The organism is Actinomycetospora sp. 2LY8.5 (genome assembly GCF_057180585.1).
In genome coordinates this window covers 1-20902 of the sequence record NZ_JBXUHE010000002.1, presented here as the reverse complement: position 1 = coordinate 20902, position 20902 = coordinate 1, and the positions used below count along the sequence as shown (strand labels likewise).

Annotated in this window: 16 protein-coding genes and 1 pseudogene; 6 read left to right on the top strand and 11 right to left on the bottom strand. The window is 74.4% G+C overall.

All coding sequences use genetic code 11. The annotated features are described in order from the left end of the window. Positions 1 to 6 precede the first annotated feature (6 nt). Together AC2A1K_RS02375 and AC2A1K_RS02370 are read right to left on the bottom strand one after the other, a co-directional pair. Positions 7 to 2928, bottom strand: a complete 2922-nt coding sequence (locus AC2A1K_RS02375; RefSeq protein WP_483894718.1) for an FAD-binding and (Fe-S)-binding domain-containing protein — start codon at positions 2926 to 2928, stop codon at positions 7 to 9. Further along, a complete protein-coding gene (locus AC2A1K_RS02370) occupies positions 2925 to 4088 on the bottom strand; it encodes a pyridoxal-phosphate-dependent aminotransferase family protein (RefSeq protein WP_483894717.1) in 1164 nt (387 codons plus the stop codon). The genes AC2A1K_RS02375 and AC2A1K_RS02370 overlap by 4 nt, the downstream gene beginning before the upstream one ends. A 243-nt stretch (positions 4089 to 4331) precedes the next feature. Between AC2A1K_RS02370 and AC2A1K_RS02365 the strand changes: the two genes are divergently transcribed. From AC2A1K_RS02365 to AC2A1K_RS02355, 3 genes are all read left to right on the top strand, one after another. Beyond that, positions 4332 to 5759, top strand: a complete 1428-nt coding sequence (locus AC2A1K_RS02365; RefSeq protein ID WP_483894716.1) for an SLC13 family permease — start codon at positions 4332 to 4334, stop codon at positions 5757 to 5759. Between the two features lie 33 nt (positions 5760 to 5792). Beyond that, entirely contained in the window at positions 5793 to 6818 is a 1026-nt protein-coding gene (locus AC2A1K_RS02360) for an SEC-C domain-containing protein (protein WP_483894715.1), read from the top strand. Between the two features lie 62 nt (positions 6819 to 6880). Further along, complete coding sequence (locus AC2A1K_RS02355; protein WP_483894714.1) at positions 6881 to 9139, top strand: FUSC family protein; 2259 nt, start codon at positions 6881 to 6883, stop codon at positions 9137 to 9139. 197 nt (positions 9140 to 9336) lie between these two features. Here AC2A1K_RS02355 and AC2A1K_RS02350 read toward each other — a convergent pair whose 3' ends face one another. Then, positions 9337 to 10494 carry an erythromycin esterase family protein gene (locus AC2A1K_RS02350; protein ID WP_483894713.1) on the bottom strand — a complete coding sequence of 386 codons (1158 nt, stop codon included), beginning with the start codon at positions 10492 to 10494 and terminating at the stop codon, positions 9337 to 9339. A gap of 169 nt (positions 10495 to 10663) precedes the next feature. On the opposite strand from AC2A1K_RS02350, the gene AC2A1K_RS02345 reads away from it, so the two are divergent. Then, on the top strand, positions 10664 to 10930 hold the full coding sequence (locus tag AC2A1K_RS02345) for a hypothetical protein (RefSeq protein WP_483894712.1): 267 nt from the start codon (positions 10664 to 10666) through the stop codon (positions 10928 to 10930). Between the two features lie 74 nt (positions 10931 to 11004). Beyond that, complete coding sequence (locus AC2A1K_RS02340; RefSeq protein WP_483894711.1) at positions 11005 to 12255, top strand: glycoside hydrolase family 88 protein; 1251 nt, start codon at positions 11005 to 11007, stop codon at positions 12253 to 12255. Here AC2A1K_RS02340 and AC2A1K_RS02335 read toward each other — a convergent pair. From AC2A1K_RS02335 to AC2A1K_RS02300, 8 genes and pseudogenes are all read right to left on the bottom strand, one after another. After that, the gene (locus AC2A1K_RS02335; RefSeq protein WP_483894710.1) at positions 12252 to 14153 is read right to left on the bottom strand and encodes a GAF domain-containing protein; all 1902 of its coding nucleotides are present in this window, start codon (positions 14151 to 14153) and stop codon (positions 12252 to 12254) included. The genes AC2A1K_RS02340 and AC2A1K_RS02335 overlap by 4 nt on opposite strands. Positions 14154 to 14268: 115 nt before the next feature. Further along, entirely contained in the window at positions 14269 to 15354 is a 1086-nt protein-coding gene (locus AC2A1K_RS02330; RefSeq protein ID WP_483894709.1) for an LLM class flavin-dependent oxidoreductase, read from the bottom strand. Positions 15355 to 15381: 27 nt separating this feature from the next. Further along, a complete protein-coding gene (locus tag AC2A1K_RS02325) occupies positions 15382 to 15798 on the bottom strand; it encodes a nuclear transport factor 2 family protein (RefSeq protein ID WP_483894708.1) in 417 nt (138 codons plus the stop codon). 80 nt (positions 15799 to 15878) lie between these two features. Next, positions 15879 to 16601 carry an SDR family NAD(P)-dependent oxidoreductase gene (locus AC2A1K_RS02320; protein WP_483894707.1) on the bottom strand — a complete coding sequence of 241 codons (723 nt, stop codon included), beginning with the start codon at positions 16599 to 16601 and terminating at the stop codon, positions 15879 to 15881. Then, positions 16598 to 17449, bottom strand: a complete 852-nt coding sequence (locus tag AC2A1K_RS02315) for an alpha/beta fold hydrolase (RefSeq protein ID WP_483894706.1) — start codon at positions 17447 to 17449, stop codon at positions 16598 to 16600. Before AC2A1K_RS02315 ends, AC2A1K_RS02320 begins: the two co-directional genes overlap by 4 nt. Before the next feature lie 23 nt (positions 17450 to 17472). Beyond that, on the bottom strand, positions 17473 to 18321 hold the full coding sequence (locus AC2A1K_RS02310; protein WP_483894705.1) for an LLM class flavin-dependent oxidoreductase: 849 nt from the start codon (positions 18319 to 18321) through the stop codon (positions 17473 to 17475). 13 nt (positions 18322 to 18334) lie between these two features. Next, the gene (locus tag AC2A1K_RS02305) at positions 18335 to 19129 is read right to left on the bottom strand and encodes an acyl-CoA dehydrogenase family protein (RefSeq protein WP_483894704.1); all 795 of its coding nucleotides are present in this window, start codon (positions 19127 to 19129) and stop codon (positions 18335 to 18337) included. A gap of 125 nt (positions 19130 to 19254) precedes the next feature. Then, positions 19255 to 19572 (bottom strand): annotated as a pseudogene (locus AC2A1K_RS02300) (acyl-CoA dehydrogenase family protein); the annotation flags it as partial. 239 nt (positions 19573 to 19811) lie between these two features. On the opposite strand from AC2A1K_RS02300, the gene AC2A1K_RS02295 reads away from it, so the two are divergent. Continuing rightward, positions 19812 to 20771 carry an alpha/beta fold hydrolase gene (locus AC2A1K_RS02295; protein WP_483894703.1) on the top strand — a complete coding sequence of 320 codons (960 nt, stop codon included), beginning with the start codon at positions 19812 to 19814 and terminating at the stop codon, positions 20769 to 20771. Positions 20772 to 20902: the final 131 nt, after the last annotated feature.

Sequence of the window (20902 nt, the reverse complement as noted above, 5' to 3'; positions counted from 1 at the left end):
GCGAGTCTACGACCCGTGCACCAGTGCCTCGCGCACCAGCTCGAGGGGGTGCCACGCCTCGCGCCCGGTGCCGTGGGCGATCTGCTGGCGGCACGACACCCCCGTCGCGGCCACGACCGTGGCGTCCGGCTCGGCGCGCACGGCCGGGAACAGCCGGTCGCCGCCGACGGCCATCGAGGTCGCGTAGTGCTCCGCCTCGAACCCGAACGAGCCCGCCATCCCGCAGCACCCGGCGTCGATCTCGGCCACCTCCAGCCCGGGGATCCGGCGCAGGACCGCGAGGCTCGCCGCGGTCCCGACCTCGGCCTTCTCGTGGCAGTGACCGTGGAAGACCACCCGGCGCCCCGCCAGCCACGAGTCCGCCGCGAGCACCAGGCGCCCCTCGTCGACGGCCTGCGCCACGAGCTCCTCGACCTGGCGCACGCGCCCGGCCACGGCGTCGACGTCCGGGTCGCCGGGCAGCATTCGGCGCGCCTCGTCCCGCAGCGTGAACAGGCACGACGGCTCGCAGCCGACCACCGGGCCCTCCGTGCGGGCGAGGGCGGCGACGAGGCGGGCGACCTTGGCCGCGGCGTCGTCGAGCAGGCCCTTGGAGTAGCTCGAGCGCCCGCAGCACCCGCCGGAAGCGAGCTCGACGCGATGCCCCGCGGCCTCGAGGACCGCCACGACGGCGCGCCCGATCGCGGGCTCGGTGTAGGTGGTGAACGAGTCGGCCAGCAGCGTCACCGGAGTGCCCGCGCCCGCCGGCGGGACCGGCACGTCCCGCCGCCGGAACCAGCGCACGAGGTGGTCGCGCTCGAAGCGCGGGAGCGCCCGCGCCGGGGCGATGCCGACGACCCGGGCGGCGAGCCGGCGCAGCAGCCGCGAGCGGCCCGGCAGGTTCGACAGCGGCGCGGTCGCCGACCCGAGCCGGTTGAGGGTGCGGATCGCCCCGAACACCCGCGAGCGCAGGGGGACGCCGTGCACCTCGCCGTGGTGGGCGAGCGTCTCGGCCTTGAGCGCCGCCATGTCGACGCTCATCGGGCACTCGGCGGCGCACGCCTTGCACATGAGGCACAGGTCGAGCACCTCGTGCAGGCGCTCGCCGGCCAGGGCCGTGTGCGGGTCGGGCTCGGACAGCGCCTTGACCAGCGCGTTGGCCCGCCCGCGTGTGGAGTCCTCCTCGGTGAGCGTGGCCATGTACGACGGGCACATGACCCCGCTGCCCACCTTGCGGCACAGCCCGATGTTCATGCACCGGTCCGCCGCGTCGCGCATGCCGCCGCCGACCACCTCGAAGTCCAGATGCGTGCGCAGCGGCCCGGCCGGGGGCAGCGCCGCGTCGCGCAGGTGCTCGGTGGTGGCCGGCGCGTCGACGATCTTGCCGGGATTGAGGAGCCCGTGCGGGTCGAAGATCCCCTTGACGCGGCGCATCGCCTGGTAGAGCTCCTCGCCGAAGAGCTCGCGGTTGAACTCGCTGCGGGCCAGGCCGTCGCCGTGCTCGCTCGAGTTGGCGCCGCCGAACTCGCGCACGAGGTCCTTGACCTCCTCCGACACCGCGCGCATCGCCGCGACCTGCGCGGGATCGGTGACGTCGACGAACGGGCGGATGTGCAGGCAGCCCACCGACGCGTGGCCGTAGAAGCCGGCTTCGAGGCCGTGGTGCTCGAGGATCGCGGCGAACCGGTCGGTGTAGTCGGCCAGGTGGCCCGGGTCGACGGCGGTGTCCTCGACGAACGCGAGCGGCCGCTTCGTGCCCTGGCTCGCCGCCATGAGCAGCCCGAGGCTGGACTTGCGGACCTTGAGCAGGGCCGCCTGGTCGGCGGCGGTCTCGGCGCGCAGGGTGTGGTAGCCGTGGCCGTGCTCGGTCCACAGCCCGACGAGGCGCTCGAGCGAGGCCGCGAGCCGGTCGGGGTCGTCGCCGGTGAACGACACGAACAGCAAGGCCTCGGGGTCGCCGTGCAACACGCTCGCGAGGCCCGCGTACTCCCGCTTCGAGCGGGACAGGTCGAGGATCGTCCGGTCCATGAGCTCGACCTGCGCGGGGTCGCAGGACAGGGCGTCGGTGGTCGCCGCGATGGCCTCGCGGACCGAGGCGAAGTGCCCCACCGCGAACACGGTGCGCGCCGGCTTGGGCACGAGGTCGACGACGGCGTGCGTGGCGACGACGAGCGTGCCCTCGGCGCCGACGACGAACGTCGCGAGGTCGAACGGCGCGCCCCCGGCGAGCCGGTCGAGCCGGTAGCCGCCCGCGCGGCGCCAGAACCGGGGCATCCCGGTGGCGATGGCGTCGCCGTGCGCGGCGACCAGGGCGGGCAGCTCGCGGTGGATGTCGCCCTCGAGGCCCGCGCGCTGCGCGCGCCGGCGCCGCTCGGGCTCGTCGACCGGCTCGAGGCGGGTCCGGGTGCCGTCGGCGAGCACGACGTCGAGGGCGCGGACGTGGTCGATGGTCATCCCGTGGACGACCGACCCGCTGCCCGCCGAGTTGTTGCCGATCATCCCGCCGATCGTGGCGCGGTTGCTGGTCGAGGTGTCGGGACCGAACATCAGGCCGTGCGGCGCGGCCGCGGCGTTGAGCTGGTCCTGGACGACACCGACCTCGACGGTCGCGGTGCGCGCCTGCGGGTCGAGGTCGACGATCCGGTGCATGTGGCGCGAGCAGTCCACGACCAGGCCCGCGCCCACGGTCTGCCCGACGAGGCTCGTCCCGGCACCGCGCGCGGTGACGGTGACGCCGTGCTCGGCGGCGACGCGGACCACCGCCGCGACGTCGTCGGCGTGCCGGGGGAACACCACGCCGACCGGCGTGATCGCGTACATGCTCGCGTCGCGGGAGAACAGGTGGCGCGTGTAGTCGTCGCAGGCGACCTCGCCGTCGACCGCCGCGCGCAGGGCCTGCTCGAGCCCGGGGGCCTCGCGCCCCGGCGTCCTGGGCACCGTCGCGGTCATGCGGCTTCCAGCCGCTCGAGGGCGTCCTGGAGACCGCGGGGGTCGGCCGGCATCCCGGCGAGGTGCAGGCCCATCTGCACCCCGGCCAGGGCCCCGGCGAGCGAGAGGTCGTTGAGGTGGCCGAGGTGCCCGATCCGGAAGACCCGCCCGGCGAGCCGGCCGAGGCCGGTCCCGAGCGACATGTCGAAGCGGTCGAGCACCAGCGCGCGCAGCTTGTCCGCGTCGTCGCCCTCGGGCACGAGGACCGCCGTGAGGGTGTTCGAGTGCTCCCGCTCGTCGGCGCAGAGGATCTCCAGGCCCCAGCCGCGGACGGCGGCGCGCGTGGCCTCGGCGTGGCGGGTGTGCCGGGCGAACACCGCCGGCAGGCCCTCCTCGTCGAGCATCGCCAGCGCCTCGCGCAGGCCGTAGAGCAGGGTCGTCGCGGGGGTGTACGGCCAGAAACCGTGCTCGTTCGCGGCGAGGATCGGGCGCCAGTCCCAGTACGCGCGGGGCAGGCGGGTGTGCTCCGCGGCCGCGAGGGCCTTCGCGCTCACCGCGTTGAACCCGAGCCCGGGCGGGAGCATCAGCCCCTTCTGCGACCCCGCGACCGTGACGTCGACGCCCCACTCGTCGTGGCGGTAGTCGATCGAGCCCAGCGACGAGACGGTGTCGACCAGCAGCAGCGCGGGATGGCCGGCGGCGTCCAGGGCCTGGCGCAGCGCGGGGATGCGGCTGGTGACCCCCGTCGACGTCTCGTTGTGCACGACGCACACCGCGGCGATCCGGTGTCCGGGGTCGGCGGCGAGGCGCTCGGCCAGCACGTCCGGGTCCGCACCGTGGCGCCAGTCGCCGCCGACGAGGTCGACGTCGAGCCCGAGGCGGCCCGCCATCTCGCTCCACAACGTCGCGAAGTGCCCGGTCTCGAAGGCGAGCACCCGGTCGCCCGGGCCGAGCGTGTTGGCGAGCGCGGCCTCCCACGCCCCCGTGCCCGACGACGGGAACACGACGACCGGCCCGCGGGTCCCGAAGACCGGACCGAGGCCGTCGAGGACCGCCCGCCCCAGCTCGGCGAACTCCGGCCCGCGGTGGTCGATCACGGGAGCGGCCATGGCCCGCGCGACCCGGTCCGGCAGGTTCGTCGGCCCGGGGATCTGCAGGAAGTGGCGACCGGTGTGGAGCACGAGACCTCCGAGGTTTCCGTATCTCGGAAACGAACATCCGAGGTCCGGATACTAGGCGCCCACCACCGGTGACGTCGAGATCGGCCTGATGGGCCGAGCTGGGCGATCGACGTGCCATTCATGGCCGACCCTTGACGGATCTGTGAAGTGCGGCACATACTCCCAGGGCCGCTGATACTTCCACATAACGGAAACAGAGCGATCCCGGCCACGCCCCGCGCAGCGTCGACCTCCGGAGCCGTCATGTCCGTCGAAATCATCTCGGTCGTCGTGCTCGTCGCGGTCTTCCTCGTGGCGACCGTGCTCCCCGTGCACATGGGGGCGCTGGCCTTCGTGGCGGCCTACGTCGTGGGGACCGCCGTGGTCGGCGAGAGCGTCGACGACATCGTCGGCGGCTTCCCCGGCGACCTGTTCATCATCCTCGCCGGCGTCACGTTCCTGTTCGCCATCGCGCGCAACAACGGCACGGTCGATTGGCTGGTGCACGTCGCCATCCGGATGGTCGGTGGCCGCGTGGCGCTCATCCCGTGGGTGATGTTCGCCGTCACGGCGGTACTCACGGCGTTCGGCGCCGTGGTCCCGGCCGCGGTCGCGATCATCGCGCCGGTCGGCCTGGGCTTCGCGGCGCGGCACCGGATCAGCCCCGTGCTCATGGGCCTGCTGATCATCAACGGGGCGAGCGCGGGCGGCTTCTCCCCGATCAGCATCTTCGGCGGGATCGTCAACGGCGTGGTCGGGCGCAACAACCTGCCCGGCGATCCCATGCTGCTGTTCGTCAGCTCCTTCGTGTTCAACCTCGTGCTCTCGGTCGTGGTGTTCTTCCTCTTCGGCGGCCGCGAGCTGCTCCGGCGCGGCGCGGAGCCGTTGCTCGACGAGCCGGCCGCCCCGCGCGACATCACCGGCGTGCACGGCATCGAGCAGACGATCGGGGGCACGACGCTCGCCCCCTCCGGCGGGGGCGGACGCACGGCCTCGCCCTCGGCCGGCCCCTCGGCGACCCCCACCACCACGGTGGTCGAGAGCACGACCGACACCCGGGTCGAGGCCGAGCCCGAGCCGGCAGGGCCGCCCGCCCCGGCGATGAACCTCGACCGGGGGCTGACGCTGGTCGGACTGCTGTTCCTCGCGGTCGGCGCGCTGTTCTTCGACCTCGACGTCGGATTCACCGCGCTCGGCGTCGCGGTGGTGCTCTCGCTGGTCTCCCCGACGTCCGCGAAGCCCGCCGTCGGCCAGATCGCGTGGCCGACCGTGCTGCTGATCTGCGGGATCGTCACCTACGTCGCGCTGCTCGAACGCATCGGCACGATCGACTTCCTCGGCAACCAGGTCACGCGCATCGGCGTCCCGCTGCTCGCCGCCCTGATCATCTGCGTCATCGGCGCCGCGGTCTCGGCCTTCGCGTCGACCACGGGCATCCTCGGCGCGCTCATCCCGCTGGCCGTGCCGTTCCTGCTCAGCGGCCAGGTCGCCCCGGTCGCCCTGGTGATCGCCCTGTCGATCTCGTCGTCGGTCGTCGACTCGAGCCCGTTCTCCACCAGCGGGGCGCTCGTCGTCGCCAACGCGACCGAGGACCGGCGCGACGAGGTGTTCTCACGGCTCCTGCGCTGGGGCATGGCGATGATCGTCGTCGCGCCGCTGGTGAGCTGGACGGTGTTCGTGCTGCCGTCCTGACGCGCGGTCGGGGGTGGGGCCTACCGTGGACCGGTGGCCTCGCTCCTGACGACCGACGATCTCGACGGACTCGGCGCCGACGCCCAGGCGGCGCGGGATCCGCGGCCGTACGCCCGGGAGCTGGTCGCCGCCGTCGACGAGGGACGGCTGGCCGACGCGGAGGACGCCGGCTACGCGCTGAGCCTCGCCGCCGACCTCCGGGAGAACGCCGGCGACCACGACGAGACCCTGGCGCTCTCCGCCCGCTCGGTCACCGCAGGCGCGGAGACCGCCGACGCCCACTGGCTGCACGCGATGCACGCCGACCGCCTGCTGCGTCTCGGACACGAGGACGACGGGATGGCGGCGCTCACGACGCTGCGCCCGCTCCTGCACCGCGACGCGGGCGCGGTGGCCCCGATCGTCGACGCCCTCACCGAGAACGGGCGACGCGAGCTCGCCGAGCAGTGGCTCACCGCCGCCCTGCACACCGCGGTCGAGCACGCGGAGCCTCTCGCGGAGGGATCCGACGAGCAGCTCGACGCCGCGGAGGTGATGGACGAGCTCGTCGTCCACCGAAGTCACGTCCGCGCCGACCTCGGGCTCGCCCCCGACGAGTACGACGCGCTCGCCGACGAGATGGACGCCGCCCCGGACCTGCTGTTCTTCCCGGAGGCGGACCTCGCCCGGCTCCTCGCCGCGCAGCCGGACCTCGCCGGGGAGCTCGGGCGCGACTGGGACGCCCACCGCGCGCTCGTCGAGAGCGAGCTGCAGGCCGCCGACGCCGAGGGCGAGGCGCTGGTGGTCGAGGTCGCGACGCCGGCGCTGGTGACCGCGATGCTCGACGACACGAGCGACGCCGACCCCGTCGGCGCCGCGCTCGCCTGGCCGCCGGGGCGCAACGACCCGTGCTGGTGCGGGTCGCGGACCAAGTACAAGAAGTGCTGCTTGCCCCGCGGTCGTGTGCAGACCGAGACCGCGCCGCCGTCGGAGCCGGCACCGACCCCGGTGGCGTCGGAGCCGGCCGGGTCGGAGCGCGTGATCAAGCGCGGCGCCGGTTCCCGCCCGCGGGTGCGCTGACGTCCGCCGGCGTGCGCTGATCGGCCCTGGGCAGCCGACCGTCGTCGCGGCAGACTGCCACGATGTCCGGTCGTCGGGGTCTGCGCTGGCTCCTGCGCCGGGATCCCGGGCTCGCCGCGAGCCGCCGGGCGCTGCGCGTCGGCGTCGTCGCCACCGTCGTGTTCATGGTCTGCCGCTACGGCTTCGGCAGCCCCACCGCGGCGACCTACGCGGTGTTCGGGGCGATCGGGTTCGGCGTGCTGTCGCAGGTGGTCGGGACTGCGCGGCAGCGCACGCGCACGCTGATCGGCTGCCTCGTCACCGGCACGGTCCTGCTCACGATCGGCACGCTGCTCGCCGGCAGCACGATCATGGCCTCGCTCGGGATGCTCGCGGTCGGGGTCTCCGTCGCGTTCATCGCGGTCGGCGGGCCGCGCCTCGCCGGCGTCGCCAACGGCCTGCAGCTCATCTACATCCTGCCGTCGTTCCCGCCGTTCGCCCCGGACACGTTGCCCGCGCGCGTGCTGGGCTTCGTGTTCGGGGTGGGACTGCTCGCACTGGCCGACCGCACGCTGTGGCCGCCCCGACCGGTCGAGACCTACGCCCGCCGCGCGGCGGCCGCGGCCCAGGCGCTCGCCGAGCTGCTGGAGGCGATCGGGGCGCGCGAGACGGAGCGGAGCTCGACCCGTCGGGCGGGGCACGGAGTGCTCCCGGCCCGTCGCGCCGCGGCCGCCCACGCCGCCGACCGGCTGAAGCTGTCGGGCACGCCGTGGGAGGGGCGCCCGACCGGTCCGAGCCTCGAGGACCGCGGCCTCGCCCACCTCGGCGCCGCCCTGCGCGGGGTGCAGGGCCGCGTCGAGGCGCTGCTGTCGGTGAGCGCGCACGCGGTGCCCGTCGACGCCGAGGAGACCCTCGCCGCGACCGCGACGACGCTGCACCGCACCGCGGAGGCGCTGCGGGGACGGGGCACGGTGCCCGCCGTCGCCGAGGTCGACGCCGAGCGCGTCGACGACACCGAGCGTCGCCTCGACGCGATCGCCACGCTGGCCGACGGCGATGTCGCGGTCGCGCACGCGCGGGCCGCGGTCGCCGTGGGTCAGGCCCTCTCGGCGGCCCGCGTCGTCGTGCAGGCGGCAGAGCTCGTCGTGACCCCCCACGGCCGATGCTCCCCCGCGACCGCGGAGCTCTCGTGGTGGGCCACCGCGCCGACCGCGACGCTGTGGTGGCGCCGGATCCACGCCCACCTGTCCCTGCGGTCGGTGTACCTGCAGAACGCGCTGCGGCTCGGCGTCGGGCTCGCCCTGGCCCGCCTCGTGGCCGGTGCGCTCGACCTCTCCCACGGGCTGTGGGTGCTGCTGGCGACGCTGACGCTCATGCGGACGTCGGTGCTCTCGACGCGCGCCACGCTCGTGCCCGCGGTGGTCGGCACGGCGCTGGGCGCGGTCGTCGCGGCGGGGCTGCTCGCGCTCGCGGGACCCGACACGGTCGTCTACGCCGTCCTGTTCCCGGTGCTGTGCGTGGTCGCGGTGGCGGCGGGCCAGGTGCTCGGGATGATCGCGGGGCAGGCGAGCTTCACCGTGCTGGTCGCCGTCCTGTTCGCCCAGATCGCACCGACGGGTCCGTCGCTGGCGGGTGTGCGGCTCCTCGACGTCGCCGTGGGCGCGGCGGTCGGGATCGGCGTCGGGGCGGCCGTGTGGCCCGCCGGGGGGCACGGCGAGCTCCGCCGCGACGCCGCCCGGTGCCTGCGCGAGACCGCCGCGCTCGTCGCCGCGTCCTCCTCGTGGTTGGCGGGCACGGGCACGCGCGAGGAGGTGGTCGCGCGCCTGAAACCCGCCGAGCACTGGCTGCTGCTCTTCGAGGCCACGTTCCTGCAGTACCGCTCCGAGCGCCGCGCCCGCCACGAGGACGACGTCGACTGGCTCGTCGTGCTCGGCGTCGTGCACCGCGCCGTCCGCAGCGCGCGGACCTCGCTGGACGACGTCGACCCCGCCGGACCGTGGCTCCCCGACCGGTGGCCCGACCTCGTCGACCAGCTGCGCGACGACGCGCACGCCCTCGCCGACGGCTACGCGGACGTGGCGCGCGCGCTCGCCGAGGGCCGGAGGCCCACGGGTGTGCTGGCCATCCGGGCAGACTTCCTCGACCGCGCCTTCCGGGCGCTGGCCGCGGCGCCCGGACGTCGCGAGCACCCGCACGAGACGGCCCGGCTCGCGGACGCGTGGGGCCGCCTGGGCTGGCTCGCCGACGACCTCGCCGCGCTCGGCGTCGTCCTCGCCCCGGTCTGCGCGTCCCCGCCGGCGACCACCCGGTCCGCCCGGCGCCGGCGACCGCAGCCCGCCTGAGCCGTCGGCTGCTCGTCCTCCGCCTGCGCGGTCGGCCCCCGCCCGCCGCGTGGGAAGCGACGCCGGCGAGAGGCACGTCCCGCGCAACCCGCGGGCGGGTTGATCAGCCGAACGTGCCGGTCGCCGGCCGGGGCGGTCGTCCGCGTTCCGGCGAAGGGCGCCCACCACCCGTCTATGCGAGCGAAGGGGCCCTTCGGTCAGAACCCCGGCGACCCGCTGACGGACTGCGTCGGCAGGCAGAACACCGCGTCGTAGCCCGCGGCGACGTCGACGGGGATGTGGGTCGTCGCGTGCCGGATGCTGGCCGGGCCCTCGGCTCCCTGGGCCGCGCGCAGGTCCAGCAGCACCGGCTCCGCGCCGAGCCCGGCGGCCGCGACCGCCTGCTCGACGCCGTCGGCGGCGGGCTCGCCCAGCGGTTCGGAGGAGAGTTCGATCCCGTGGCGCGCGCTGTCGTCGAGGGCGAGCCCGGTCGTCGACCCGGCGAGGGCGGTGAGCCCGACGACCACGTAGTCGTCGCCCAGCTCCTCGGCGAGCAGCGTCCCCGCCGACGGCGCGCTCACCCCGGGCAGGAACGTGAACGGGACGCGCTGGGCGTGCCCGTTGTGCAGGAGCAGCACGATCCGCTCGCCGGAGCGGCGCAGGAAGCGCACGGTCTCGGCCATGTACGCGTCACGCGACGACACGATCCGCGACGGTGGATCCGGGGAGAACAGCACCCCGAACTCGCGCAGCTGCTCGTCGAGCCGCAGGGCACCGAGCGCGAGGTGCCACGCGAGCTCGTCGCCGGAGGTCCGCAGCAGCAGCCGCGCCAGCGCGGTCGTCGCGGCGTCCCGGGTCGCGTCGTCCAGCGCCGACCAGCGGCCGGGCGCGACGCCGTTGTTCGCCGACGCGTAGGCCGCGGTGGCCTCCCGGGCGCGCTCCACGACCTCGGGAGGCACGAGCTCCTGCAGCCGACGCAGCGCCGGCTCCGGGGAACCGCCCGAGCCCGGGACGTCCAGGCCGGCGAAGCGCACGGTGCCGCCGGACTCGCGGTGGGAGCGCAACCCCGCCACCAGCGACCGCATCTCGGCGTGATCGCCGGCGCGGAAGGTGAAGCCGTCGCGCGCCACGTCCTCCCAGGCCGTCGGGCCGCCCTGCACCCAGTCGTCGACCAGCGCGCCCTCGGCGAACCCGGACTCCAGCGCGACGATCCGGAACCCCCGCTCGCGCACCAGGTGGAGCGCGAGCCGCTCGCGGAGCTCGCCGAACTCGCGGACGCCGTGGTTGTTCTCGCCGATCGCGACGACCTGCGCGTCACCGATGACGGAGTCGACGTCGTCAACGGGCAGGACACGCACGGCGTCGGGCAGCGTCACGCCGACAGGCTCCCGCGCACGTCCAGCGCTTTCCGTCCACTCAGAGGTCCAGGTTTCAACCATTCGGGTGGCGTGGCGCACCACCGATCACGACGCGGCCCTGCGCTGCGCTGCGCCGAGCTTGCAACACATCCCATCGGGGGAGCGTCGGGGATCGTCGGGGGAGATCATGGGTGTGCTGGCTGCCGTCGGTGCGCTGGGGATCGGTGCCGGGGCGTGGGTCGTCACGCCGCTGGTGAGCACGGCCCGCCGGGGCACGCGCGACCAGCAGACCGTCGACGCGTGGCGCGAGGAGGCCGACCGCGCTGCCGCCGTGCAGCGCGCCCGCCGCCGCGCCGCCATCGTCGCGAGCATCCCCGTGCAGCGCAGCCGCACGGTGGACGCGCCGGCCGGGCACGGGGCGCCGCAGCAGCGCCGCTCGCCCGTCGCGGGCTGAGCACCCGCAGGCTGTTAGCGTCCGGCGCCTGACCGGCCCGTTCGAGCCGGTCGGAGCGACCGGGGGGTTCGCCCATGGCGTCACGCAGGACCTGGATCATCGTCGCGCTGATCACCGCCGTGGCGGCGGGCTGCAGCTCGCCACCGCCGACGAACGCACCGCCGGAGCCCGCCGCCGAGGCGCGGGACGCGCGCGCCGCCCCGCCGGGATCACCATCGGCCGACGGGTCGGTCCTCGCCTTCGCCGACACCCAGCTGGCCGCCACGGCCGACACGCTCGCGCCGCCGGCCTACCCGGTCCGCACGAACCCGGACGGGACGTGGCTGACCAAGGAGGCCGACGACTGGACCGCCGGCTTCCTGCCTGCGGCCCTCTGGCGGGTCTACGAGCGCACCCGGGACCCGGTGTGGCGCGAGCGCGCCGAGCGCTGGCAGGCGCCGCTGGCGCCGGAGACCACGCACGACGACACCGACCTCGGCTTCAAGATGTTCATGACGTTCGCGGTCGACCACGAGCTCACCGGCGACGAGGGCGCGAAGCAGACCGCGCTCGCCGCCGCGGACACGCTCGCGTCCCGGTTCGACCCCACCGTCGGCATGATCCGCGTCTGGGACGACCGCGACGACGAGGAGAAGTACCAGGTCAACATCGACGCGATGATGAACCTGGAGCTCCTGTACTGGGCCGCGCAGAACGGGCGTGCGCCGTACGCCGACATCGCGAACCGCCACGCCGACCGCACGATGCGCGACCTCGTGCGCCCCGACGGGAGCACGTCGATGTTCGGTGGCTACGACCAGCGCACCGGCGCGCTGCAGCGCACGTACACGATGCAGGGCTTCCGCGACGACTCGACGTGGGCACGCGGGCAGGCGTGGGCGGCCTACGGGTTCGCCATGGCCTACCGCTACACGCAGAACCCGGCCTACCTCGAGACCGCGCACCGGACCGCCGACTGGTTCCTCGGCCACCTGCCGCCCGACCGCGTCCCGTACTGGGACTTCGACGTCCCGCAGGCGCCGCCCGAACCGCGCGACACGTCGGCCGCCGCCGTCACGGCGAGCGCCCTGCTCGCGATGAACGAGCTCGACACCGACCCGGCCCGGAAGACCGCCGACGTCGACGGCGCGCGCGGCATGCTCGCGTCGCTGTCCTCACCGGCCTACCTGGCGCGCGACACCCCGTTCCGCTCGATCCTCATCCACGGCACGCAGAACCTGCCCGAGGGCCAGGCCGACTCGGGGATCATGTTCGGCGACTACTACTTCGTCGAGGCGCTGAACCGCTGGGAGCGCCAGGTCGGGCCGGCCACCCAGATCGGCTAGAAGGTGCCCTTCGCCGACCACCCGCCGTCCACCGGGTAGGTCAGGCCGGTGCGGAAGGCGCTCTCGCGGAACCACCCGGCGAGCTCGAGGATCTGGAACGCCACCCGGGCGGTGAGCAGGGTGTCCAGCGCGGCCGGGTCCTTGCCGGTGATCTCCCGGATGCGCCCCAGGCGGTAGCGCACGGTGTTCTCGTGGACGCCGAGGTCGGCGGCCGCGCGCTGGACGCGCGCCTCGGCGGCCAGGAACGCGCGCCAGGTCGGGAGCAGCGCCCCGTCGGCGCCGTCGTGGTCGCGGACGGGGCGGACCAGCTCGCCGGCGAACCGCACGGCCTCCTTGACCCGCCCGCTGGACACGACCACGCGGAACAGGCCGAGCTCGTCGACGGTCACCACCCGGCGCGACCAACCGAACGACCGCGCCAGCTCCTCGATCTCGCGCAGCTCCCGGTGCGCGCGGGGGAACTCCTCGGGCTCGCGGCACACCGCCGAGACCACCGCGCCGCGGATGCGCACGCGCAGCACCAGGGAATCGGCCACCGCGGCGACGTGGGCGCGGACCTCGTCGGGCGTCGACACCTCACCCAGCCGCACCAGCACCACCACCGCGCCCGGCAGCGTCGTCGCCGGCGGCTCGTCGGTGCCCAGGCGACGGGCCAGGTCGCCGACCACGAGGCGCCGCGCGACCGACGCGTGCGGATGGCCCTCGCCGCTCTCCACCGTCAGGCGCACGAGGACGTGCGGCTCGGTGAGGTCGACGCCGAACGGCAGACCCCGGCGCGCCAGCTGCGTGACATCGCGGTGGTTGTTGAGCAGGTCGGACAGGAAGTCGTCGCGGGCCTGGCCCTCGGCCTCGATCTGGCGCCGCTCGGAGAGCACCTGCAGCGCGAGGACGGTGGCGCCGCGCTCGGCGAGCTTGGTGTCGAGGTCGCCGAGCGCGCGCCCGGCCTCCACCACGACGAGGTAGCCGCTGGGCCGGCCCTCCACGATCAGCCGGCAGACCACGTGCCGCCGGCCCAGACCGGTCGGCGACGACGGCTCGAGCACGGTGCTCGGCCGCGCCGCGGAGAGCTCGGTGAGCGACGCGCGCAGCGCGGGACGGTCACGCGCCCGGTCGCCGATCGCGGGCGGGCCCGTGCGCAGCGCACTCGGCGCGGTCCAGGTCAGCACGGCGAAGTCCTCGTCGAGCAGCGCGACCGGGGCGCCCGCGAGGTCGGACAGCAGTTCGACGACCGCGCGGATGTCGGCGCCCCCGAGCACGGCGCCGGTGAGCTTCGCGTGCACGTCGGCGAGGAACTCGAGCATCCGCTTCTGGCGGTCGAGCTCCTCGGCCTGCGCGGCGAGCCGGGAGGCCTGCAGCGCCTGGCGGATGACCAGGGCCGCGAGGCCCCCGAACAGCTCGCCGAGGGAGATCTCGTCGTCGGTGTAGGTGTGGTCGCGGGCGACGTTGTCGACGAAGATCAGCCCGATGACGTCGCCGTCGAACACCAGCGGCACGCCGAGCATCGCCCGCACGCCCCAGCGCTCCATCGTGCGCCGGTGCGGACGGGGATCGTTCGCGACGTCGGTGATCAGCACCGGGGCGGCGCTGCGAATGACCTCGCGGCTGAAGGCGTCGCCGGGGATGCCGGCCTCCTGGGCCTGCACCGCCGCGCTGATGTTGCCGTCGTCGGCGCACCAGCCCGCGGCGCCGCGGAACCGCCCGTCGTCCTGGCGCAGGTAGACCGAGCACCGGCCGACGCCGAGCAGGAGGCAGAGCTTCTGCCCGACGAGGGCGAGCAGGTCCTCGAGGCGGGTGGCGGTGATGGCCTCGGTGGTGATGTCGGCGAAGGCGGCGATCACCTCGCGCTCGCGCGGGGTCCCGGACTCCGGCCCCGGGCGTGCGACGGCGAGACCGCCCATGCCGGTACCGCCTCCCCGTCGACGCGCCCGCAGGCCGAGTGTGCCCTGCGGAGCGCGTCGAACGGGAGGGGTCACCTGCGGCACGAAGCGCAGCGGAGCTGCCGCGCCGGAGGCCTCAGACAGCTGCCGGTGTCCTGGTGCGCATCTTGTGCAGCTCGGGGACGACCTTCTCCCCGAACAGCTTCATGCTCGCGTGCACCTTCTCGTAGGGCAGGCCGGCGAAGGAGAAGGCCAGGTTGGCCAGGAAGTCGCCGACGGCGTCGCGGCGCTCCTCGTACTTGCCGATGATCTGCTCGGGCGTGCCGTAGACGTTGGCGTCGACGTACGCCGTCGCCGCGGTCTCCATGCCCGCCTCGCGGATCATGTCCGCCCCGACCTGGTAGGCCTCGTAGCCCGGGGTCTCGCGCCAGTGCGAGCCGGCGAAGTCGTAGTGCTTGATCACCGACAGGAAGTACCGCGAGATGTACTCGTGGGCGGTCGCCTTCGCCTCGTCGGGGTCTTCGTGGCAGTAGGTGAAGTCCTGGAGCAGCGGCGGCCCCGGCTCGGTGCCGTGGTGCTCGCGGTGCAGCCCGCGCCAGCGGTCGATCGCCTCGGCGTGCGTGCCGATGTCGTACTGCATGAACGTCATCATCTGCACCGGCAGCGTCGCGATCGCGGGGATCGAGTCCGGCGACATCGCCACGCCGAACAGGCGCCCCTCGAGCGAGCGGCTCGGTCCGGGGCGCACCGCCGTGCGCGGCTGGTGGTAGTGCTGGCCGTCGTGGTCGACGATGCCCTCGGCCAGTCCCTTGATGATCATCGGGGCGGCCTCGTCGAACCGGCCGCGGGCCTCGCCCATGTCGACCCGGAACGACTCGTACTCCATCTTGGCCAGGCCACGACCCATGCCGAACAGCGTCCGACCGTTCGAGAGGTGATCGAGCATGATCACCTTCTCGACCACGCGCAGCGGGTCGTTCCACGGCAGGATCACCGCGCCGGTCCCGAGCTTGACCCGCTCGGTGCGCCCGGCCAGATACGACATGAGCTGCAGGTTGTCCGGACACATCGAGTAGTCGTCGAAGTGGTGCTCGGCCGACCACACCGAGTCGAAGCCGTACTGCTCGGCGAGCACCCCGAGCTCGGCGTCGGAGCGGAACACCTCCTCGTCGCTCTTGTCGGAGAACCAGTTCTGGAAGACGAGCAGGACGCCGACGTCCATGGATGTACCTCCTGATGGGGGGTGGCTTCAGCCGAGAAAGATCGCGCGGGTGTGCTCGGTGTCGAGGTACTCCTTCACACGGCGGATGCGCCCGTCGGAGAGCTCGAAGACGAAGTGGTAGAGGTTGTTGTAGACGCGGCCGTTGGTCAGCTCCGCGTACGACTCGGTCTCCGCGGCCACCCGGTCGCCCTCGGCGGTCAGTGCCTTCGGCGTCAGGGCGATCGCGCCGGTGGTCGACAGGGTGGAGAGGCCGGCGAGCATCTCGCCGAAGGCGGCCTTGTCCTTCTCCCCCGAGATCCCCTCGATCGTGCCCGCGACCCACCAGGTCGCGTCGTCGGTGAGGAACGCCAGGATCGCGTCGACGTCCCCGCGGGAGAACACCTCCATGAACTCGGTGACGACGGCCTTGTTGGCGGCCTCTTTGCTCTGGGTCGCGGTGCTCATGCGGCGGACGCTAGGAACGGACGCGGCGGCGACGGAACGTCGTGCGGTCGTCGCCGTTGGAGGTCCGTACAATCCCGTGCTCACCCCGTCCCGCCGAACGTCGCCATCAGCCCGCCGTCGACGGGCACGACCGCGCCCGTCATGTAGCTCGCGCCGGCCACGGCCACGACGACGTCGGCGATCTCCTCGGCGCTGCCGGTCCGTCCCGCGGGGATCGCCGCGACGATCCGGCTCCGCGCGGCGGTGGACAGGCCCGCGGTCATGGCGGTGTCGACGAAGCCCGGGACGACGAGGTTGACCCGCACCCCCGCCGGCGCCAGCTCCACGGCCAGCGACCGGGTCAGGCCCGCCAGCCCCGCCTTCGCCGAGGCGTAGGCGCTGTCGCCGGGGAAGCCGCGGAACCCGACGACCGCCCCCACGTTGACGATCGCGGCGCCGTCGGCGAGGTGGGGCGCCGCGGCGTGGCAGACCTCGTAGGTGCCGGTGAGGTTGGTCGCGAGCACCTCGTCCCAGCGGCGCCGGGCGAGGTCGGCGATGCGCCCGCCGCGGTGCACCCCGGCGCAGTTGACGACGACGTCGACGGCCCCGAGGTGCTCGCGGGCCCGGGTGAACGCGGCGTCCACCGAGGCGCCGTCGGTGACGTCCGTCGGGATCTCCAGGACGCCGTCGGACGTGTAGGGCTCGGCGGCCGGCGTCCGGGCGAGGACGGCGACGGCGCCGCCGGACTTGGCGACGTGGTCGACGACCGCCCGCCCGATGCCCCGGGTGCCCCCGGTGACCAGCCACCCCCCGGTCACGGTCACCGGCCCGTCGTCTCCAGGAACGCCCGCAGCTCGGCGAGGTAGGCGTCACGCTCCTCGAGGTGCGGCGCGTGGCCGCTGGCGTCGAACGGGACGAGCCGCGCGTCGGGGTAGAGATCGACCGCGGCCTCGGCACCGGAGAACGCGACGAAGCCGTCGTTGCGCCCGTGCAGGAGCAGGACCGGCACCTCGAGCGTGCCGATCGTCTTGCGCTGGTCGAGCGTCGCGAGGTCACGGATCGCGTCGTCGCCGCGCGGGCCCATCTCGAGGAACATCCCCCACAGCCAGTCGATGACCTCGCTGCTCACCGGCACGGCGCAGACCGCCTGGGCGACGCCCTTGAACGTCGTCGCGCGGTCGGCGGAGGCGCCCGCGAGGACGGCCTCGACGTCGTCGGGGGTGCCGCCGTGCGGCCAGTCCGGCGCGGAGGTGTAGCGCGGAGTGGCGCCGCCCGTGAGGACGAGCCCGCCGACCGCCGACCCGAGGCGCGCGACGGCGTCGACGGCCACCGCGCCGCCGAGCGACCACCCGTTGACCACCGGACGCTGCAGCCCGAGGTGCTCGCACAGCCGCGCGACGTCGGCGCCCATCGCGGCGATCGAGACGTCGGCGACGTCCTTGTCGGAGCGCCCGTGGGCGCGCGAGTCGAGCAGGACGACCTCGTGCCCGTCCGCGCGCAGCGCCGGCGCCACCGTGTCCCAGGCGCGCGCCGTGACCCCCCAGCCGTGCACCAGCACCACCGGCTGCCGCGCGCCGGCGTGGTGCTCGAAGTAGATCCGCCGTCCGTCCTCGATCTCGAGGTAGCCCACGTCGTCCTCCCGGTGCTGGTCGTCGGTCCCGTTCTCGCTCACGTACGGCTCGTGCCCGGTGGAACCTAGGAAGGGGCCGCGGGGCCCGGGAGCCGTCGGCGTCCGCGGCGTTGTGGATTCCTCCAACTCCTCCGAGACGCGCGCGGCGACGTCGCCGGTGCGCAGCCAGCCGTCGGCGAAGGCCTCCGGGCGCTCGCCCCGGTCGTAGGAGCTCGCCACCCACGGACCGCGCAGCAGCAGCTCCCCACGGGAGACGCCGTCGTGCGGGACGGTCGCGCCGTCCTCGTCGACCAGGCGCCACTGCAGACCCGGGCAGCAGGCGGCCCTGCGTGGCACGCTCCCGTTCGATGATCGCGGCGACGTCGGCGACGCGCGGGGACGGGCCCGGCAGGATCTTGGTCGGCGCCCGTCATCCGTGCCGCGAACGGCACGCCCCAGGCGTTCGCGTGGAACATCGCGACGAGGTGCACGACGCGGTCGCGGTCGCGGGCGCGGTCGCGGTCGCGGGCGCGGTCGAGGAAGGCGGTGACGTGGTGGTGGTTCTGAGTGGGCAGGAAGCCGTCACCGATGCGCGCGACGCGCTCGATCGCCAGCTCGGCCATGGCCCCGACCAGCAGCTGCGAGGGCTGCTCGGGCACGGGCGTCACCGGCAGGCCCGGGAAGCGGTAGCGCTTGCCCTCGTACGGCTCGGTCGACCCCGACCAGGCGCGGCGGATCAGCTCGACGCCCTCGGTGAGCAGGCTCGGCCGGTTCTTGATGTTCTTGCCGAACGCCGCGAACTCGCGCTCCCAGTAGCCCTGGCCGACCCCGAGGTCGAAGCGCCCACCGGTGAGCAGCGAGACCGTGGCGGCGTCCTCGGCCAGCCGGATCGGGTCGTGCAGCGGCGACACGATGAGGTTCGTGCCGATCCGCATCCGCCGGGTCCGCTCACCGATCGCGGCTGTTGTGGACCTCTCCAAGGTGCCCGGTGGTGGAGCGAGGGACTCCCTGACTGCCTCCCAGGCAGCCAGGGACGCCCTCGATCACGACACCCGCGGCGACCCTCGCGGAGCGAGGGATTCCCTGACTGCGTGCTAGGCAGCCAGGGACGCCCTCGGTCCCACTCCCGCCGGCGCAAGTGCTCACGGAGCCCCGCAGCGGGTGCTCCAGCTCGTCGGCCAAGCGGGCCAGGGCGGCGGCGCGGCGGGTCGGGACGTGCTCGGTGGGCACCTCGGTCGGGGCGTGGTCGCGCAGCAGCCGCCGGGCGACGCACACGCGGTGCACCTCGTCGGGGTCGTCGTCGATCCGCGCCGCCCGGGCCGAGCGGTACGTCTGCTCGAGCGGCATGTCGGTGGTGAACCCCAGCGAGCCGTGGATCTGCACGGCCCGGTCGAGGACGTCGTGCAGCACCTGGGCGGCGCGGTACTTGATCATCGCGGTCTCGGTGCGCGCGGCCCGGGCGCCGACCTCGTCGATGCGCCACGCCGTGTGCCGGGTGAGCGGGCGCGTCGACTCGATCGCGGCGGCGCTGTCGGCCACCCCGTTCTGCACGGTCTGCTTGTCGGCGAGCGGGCCGCCGTGCACCGCGATCGGCACCGCACGCTCGGCGAGCATGTCGAACGCCCGCCGACAGACCCCGATCCAGCGCATGCAGTGGTGGATGCGCCCCGGACCGAGGCGGCGCTGCGCGAGCGTGAACGCCTCGCCCCGGCCGCCGAGCAGGTTGTCCGGGGGGATGCGCACGCCGCGTAGACGACCTCGCCGTGCGCCCACACCGGGTTCTCGCCGCCGGGGTCGTTCATCAGCCCGAGGTCGCGGACGCGGATGCCCGGTGCGGCGCCCGGGACGAGCAACATCGACATGCGGTGGTGCGGGTCGGCGTCGGGCTCGGTGACGGCGAGGACGATGTGCAGGTCGCCGCGGGAGGCGTTGCCGACCATCCACTTCCGCCCGGTGATCACCCACTCGTCGCCGTCGCGCTCGGCGCGGGTGGTGAACTGGCGCGGATCGGAGCCGGTGCCCTGCTCGGTCAGCGCGAACGCGGACGGGATGCGCCCGCCGAGCAGCGGGTCGAGCCAGCGCCGCTTGTGCGCCTCGGTGCCGGCGAGGGCACTCAGCTCCGCGTTGCCCGAGTCGGGGGCCTGGCAGCCGAAGACGAACGGCGCGAGCTCGCTGCGCCCGAGCACCTCGTGCAGCAGGCCGAGCTTGAGCTCTAGGAAGGTGCGCGCCCACGCGAGTTCCGCCGCGAACTCCGGCTCGGTCGAGAAGTCCCAGGCCGTGGTGTGGACGCTAGGGAGCGCCGGGCACGCCGACGAGTGGACGGCCACCCCTGTTCGGAGTTCGCCCCAGGTGTCCCGCGCGACACCCCGGGCCGTGGGCGACGTCGCAGATCGATCACCCTCCGGCCGGGGGCATCCTGGAAGAGATGGTTGAGAACGGGACGACACGCCGGCGCACGCGGCGCCGCCACGCGTCCCTGTACGGCGACCACGTCGCCTTCTGGGACTCGGGGCCCGCGGATGCGACCGAGGAGGACGGCGAGCTGGTCCTGCTGGTGCACGGCATCGCGGGCTCGGCGCGCACCTGGAGCCCGCTGCTCGCGCAGATGGCGCGCCGCCGCGAGACCCGGCGCTTCGTCGCGCCCGACCTGCTGGGCCACGGGTCGTCGTCGGCGCCGTGGGCCGACTACTCCCTCGGCGGCTACGCGACGGGTCTGCGCGACCTGCTCGTCTCCCTCGGCCACACCCGCGCGACCGTCGTCGGGCACTCGTTGGGCGGCGGGGTGGCCCAGCAGTTCGCGTTCCAGTTCCCCCAGCACACGAGCCGGCTGGTGCTCATCGACTCGGGCGGACTCGGTCGCGAGGTCAGCCCGTCGCTGCGCGCGGCGACGCTGCCCGCCGCCGAATGGGTCCTGCCCGTCATCGCCGGCACGGGCGTCGTGACCGCGGCGCAGCGCCTCGCGTCGGCCGCCGGTCGCCTGTCGTGGCACCTGTCACCGTCGACGTGGGAGTCGGGACGCGCCTACGCCTCGCTCGCCGACCCGGTGCACCGGCGCGCCTTCGTGCACACCGCGCGCAGCGTCATCGACGCCGGTGGTCAGCGCGTGCGCGCCACCGACCGTCTCGACCTCGCCGGGGACCTGCCGCTGCTCATCGCGTGGGGCACCGCCGACACGATGATCCCGGTCGAGCACGGGCGCCGCGCCCACGCGCTGGTCGCGGGCAGCGAGCTCGCCCTGTTCGACGGGGCGGGCCACTTCCCGCACTGCGACCAGCCCGAGGCGTTCGCCGACCGGCTGCTGCGCTTCCTCGACGAGCACCCGCCCGCCGCGCTCGAGAGCGGTGACCTCGCCGACCGGATCGTCGCCCACGCCGAGCTCGGATAGATCCCCCCGTTACCTTCTTGATCAGGCCCGGTGAGGGCTTGCAGGCCGCCGGCCACGGCATGACTGAGTGCCCCTGTCGTTGATGATCTGGGGGGTGTTGTCACCGTGGTCGGAGGGCGCCAACGACCGCT

Coding starts and splice junctions, on each gene's coding strand:
- AC2A1K_RS02310 (WP_483894705.1), bottom strand. CDS start 18,321: ATGCGGATCGGCACGAACCTCATCGTGTCGCCGCTGCACGACCCGATC.
- AC2A1K_RS02375 (WP_483894718.1), bottom strand. CDS start 2,928: ATGACCGCGACGGTGCCCAGGACGCCGGGGCGCGAGGCCCCCGGGCTC.
- AC2A1K_RS02355 (WP_483894714.1), top strand. CDS start 6,881: ATGTCCGGTCGTCGGGGTCTGCGCTGGCTCCTGCGCCGGGATCCCGGG.
- AC2A1K_RS02345 (WP_483894712.1), top strand. CDS start 10,664: ATGGGTGTGCTGGCTGCCGTCGGTGCGCTGGGGATCGGTGCCGGGGCG.
- AC2A1K_RS02335 (WP_483894710.1), bottom strand. CDS start 14,153: ATGGGCGGTCTCGCCGTCGCACGCCCGGGGCCGGAGTCCGGGACCCCG.
- AC2A1K_RS02340 (WP_483894711.1), top strand. CDS start 11,005: ATGGCGTCACGCAGGACCTGGATCATCGTCGCGCTGATCACCGCCGTG.
- AC2A1K_RS02295 (WP_483894703.1), top strand. CDS start 19,812: ATGGTTGAGAACGGGACGACACGCCGGCGCACGCGGCGCCGCCACGCG.
- AC2A1K_RS02330 (WP_483894709.1), bottom strand. CDS start 15,354: ATGGACGTCGGCGTCCTGCTCGTCTTCCAGAACTGGTTCTCCGACAAG.
- AC2A1K_RS02325 (WP_483894708.1), bottom strand. CDS start 15,798: ATGAGCACCGCGACCCAGAGCAAAGAGGCCGCCAACAAGGCCGTCGTC.
- AC2A1K_RS02365 (WP_483894716.1), top strand. CDS start 4,332: ATGTCCGTCGAAATCATCTCGGTCGTCGTGCTCGTCGCGGTCTTCCTC.